This is a genomic window from Legionella moravica DSM 19234 (genome assembly GCF_000423305.1).
GTDB lineage: Bacteria > Pseudomonadota > Gammaproteobacteria > Legionellales > Legionellaceae > Legionella > Legionella moravica.
This window is the reverse complement of record NZ_AUHS01000056.1, coordinates 1-2435: the sequence shown is the minus strand read 5'-3', so window position 1 is coordinate 2435 and position 2435 is coordinate 1. Positions and strand designations below refer to the sequence as shown.

The window sequence follows — 2435 nt, the reverse complement described above, 5'->3', positions numbered from 1 at the left end:
GCTTTGGTGGGTGCCTCCAGAAAAGATGATTTGACTCGTCCTTCATACCTCGTTCTGACACGACTCATCCGCTCTAGTGCTTTGGTATTACCGGTCATTTCAATAGTCATCTCGGAGGTTGGTACAACAACCGATGAAGAGGCTGCGGATGAAGAAGATGCGGCAGCAGTAGATGAAGCGGGTTGAGCAGGCGCTTCGCTGTCTGTCTTTCGCAACAGATATCGTGAAGCCAGCCGGATGGCGAGCATGGCCGCTGCATTTGAGGTCACTTTGTTGTGCGTGCTCTGTGCGCCTTGAGCGCTTTCAATCATCGCTTGTCTGAGACTGGTTGGCATGATGCGCTTCCTTGATTCATTGCAAAGCTTTTTACTGTATCACAGGGTTTATAAACTGAGCAATATGAACTGGCAAGGTGCTTTTGGGGTGGTATGTAAGAGGGGGGGGAGGGTGTGAAGAGGGGAAAAGTGTATCACTTTAGTGATTTAACTTATTGAAAGAAAATAATGTATCGCTGCGTGATCTTTTTTAACCCCCTCACCCTTGATCCCTCTCCCCCACGCTACGCGCGGGGTAGAAGAGAGGTGGCTTTAAATATAATGGCTTTCAGCGAGGTATCCGACTTTGTTATTCTGAGTGCAAAACTCATCTTTTAAATGAGCTTTGTCCGCTTGGACTCTCCGGATCCTGGGGGCTTGCCGAAACCTGGCTAAACAATGAAAGAGAGCCACGTGGCGCAGAAATATTGGTCTCAGGTGAAGATGCATAGGAAGATAGTGCAGATCCTGCATTGTAGTTGGGTGTTGTGGAGTCCTCTGTAGTTTGGGTGGCTATCCGTTGCTTCGCTTGCTCCAGTAATATTTTAAGAAGATTCAAGGTTTTAGAATACCTTGCGTGTTTAACCAGATCCAAAACAGTAGTGCCATCGCAGTTCTTTACCATTATGGCATCTGCTCTTGCTGTCTCAGGCAGATAATCCAGAAGCCTTTTCAGAGATTCAATTTGCCTTACTGCGGCTACGTGCAGCAGGGTATTGCCATAAAGGCTTCTTACCATCACGGCTTCAGCTCTTGTTGCTTTGGGAAGGCAATCGAGAAGCATTTTCAGGATTTTAGGGCGTTTTGCTGCGGTTAGATGCAGTACAGTATTTCCATACTTGTTACATATCATCAATACCCCTGCTCTTGTTTCCTCAAGCAGTCTATTCACAAGCGGTATCAGAGTCACAGGATGGGTTGTTTCTACCTCGTGTAGCACTGTATTGCCATCTTCGTTAGTTACCATCAAAGTGCTTGCTCTTGCGGCTTTGGGGAGGTAATCCAAAAGCCGCTTCAGGTATTTGGGGGCAATTTTTGCGATCTGATGCAATACGGTATTGCCATCAGCATCGGTTGCCATCAGAACTTCCGCCCTTGCCGTTTCAGGTATATAGTTCAGAAGCAGTCTTATGGTTTTTGGGCTATCTTCGAGGCTATGAAGTACTGTATCCCCTTTGTTGTTTTTCGTCATCAAGACTTCAGCCCTATCCATCTCGGGCAGTGTTTTCATAAGTAGTTTCAAGATTTTCGAGTCTTTTCTGGCCAGGTGCATCACGGTATAGCCAATATAATTCTTTGTTATCAAAGCATTTGCCCTTTCTGCTGTCGGCAGGTAGTTCAGAAGCAGTTTCAAAGTATTTGGATAATCTACGGCCAGGTGCAGCATACTAATGCCGCAGTAGTTTTTATCTGTCACCACATCAACCCTTTGATGCTCAGGTAATGTCCGCAGAAACCATTGTATAAAAGAAAGATGTTGGTTCTCGATGGCCTCTTGAAGGGGAGGGAACCTGCCTTTGTACTTCACCTTGTAGTTTGCTCCTTTGTCAATCAGGGCAGCAGCTAATTCTGTATGTCCGAAGGCTGCAGCAAGATAAAACGGAGTTAAATTTTTGTTGTCGGTAGCATTGGGATCAAAACCTGGAAGAGCAACGATTTGACGTACTATGGCTTCGGACATATCCTTAGATACCGCCAGCAGTAGTGCGACATCAAGGCTGGATGCGGGAGTGATATTTCCAGGCGTGAGCAGCACCGGAACGGGAGCCCCCCCTGTCGAGTCAGCTACAGCAACACCTTCAATCTGGGCAAGCAGCTCTTCGGGCCAGGAATCTCGTGAAAGCGCATCGCCTGCGGTGTTCTGCTCCTGATTGCATCGGTTACGGATGAATTCAAGCAGTTTGGGAAGACACTGTTGAAACAGGAGAGACCAGGTGTCAGCAGGATAGCACAGAGCATGAAGCAGGATGCGGTTTATCTGATAGGGCGTTACTTCTAAAATACCTTCTTCCCCAGCTCTGGCTATCCACTCGCCAAGCATCGCATCCGGTACCCGGATGGCCGGAATGCTGTTGCTCCCTCCAGTGTTTTCCCGAAAGTACAGATCACAAAGTTTGGTAA

2 protein-coding genes are annotated in these 2435 nt (G+C 47.4%); both read right to left on the bottom strand.

What is annotated here, in order from left to right; genetic code table 11:
* A partial coding sequence (locus G543_RS17735; RefSeq protein ID WP_035922040.1) for a hypothetical protein occupies positions 1-335 on the bottom strand: 335 nt, incomplete at its 3' end.
* Between the two features lie 307 nt (positions 336-642).
* On the bottom strand, positions 643-2435 hold a 1793-nt coding region (locus G543_RS17730; RefSeq protein WP_035922039.1), incomplete at its 5' end, for an ankyrin repeat domain-containing protein.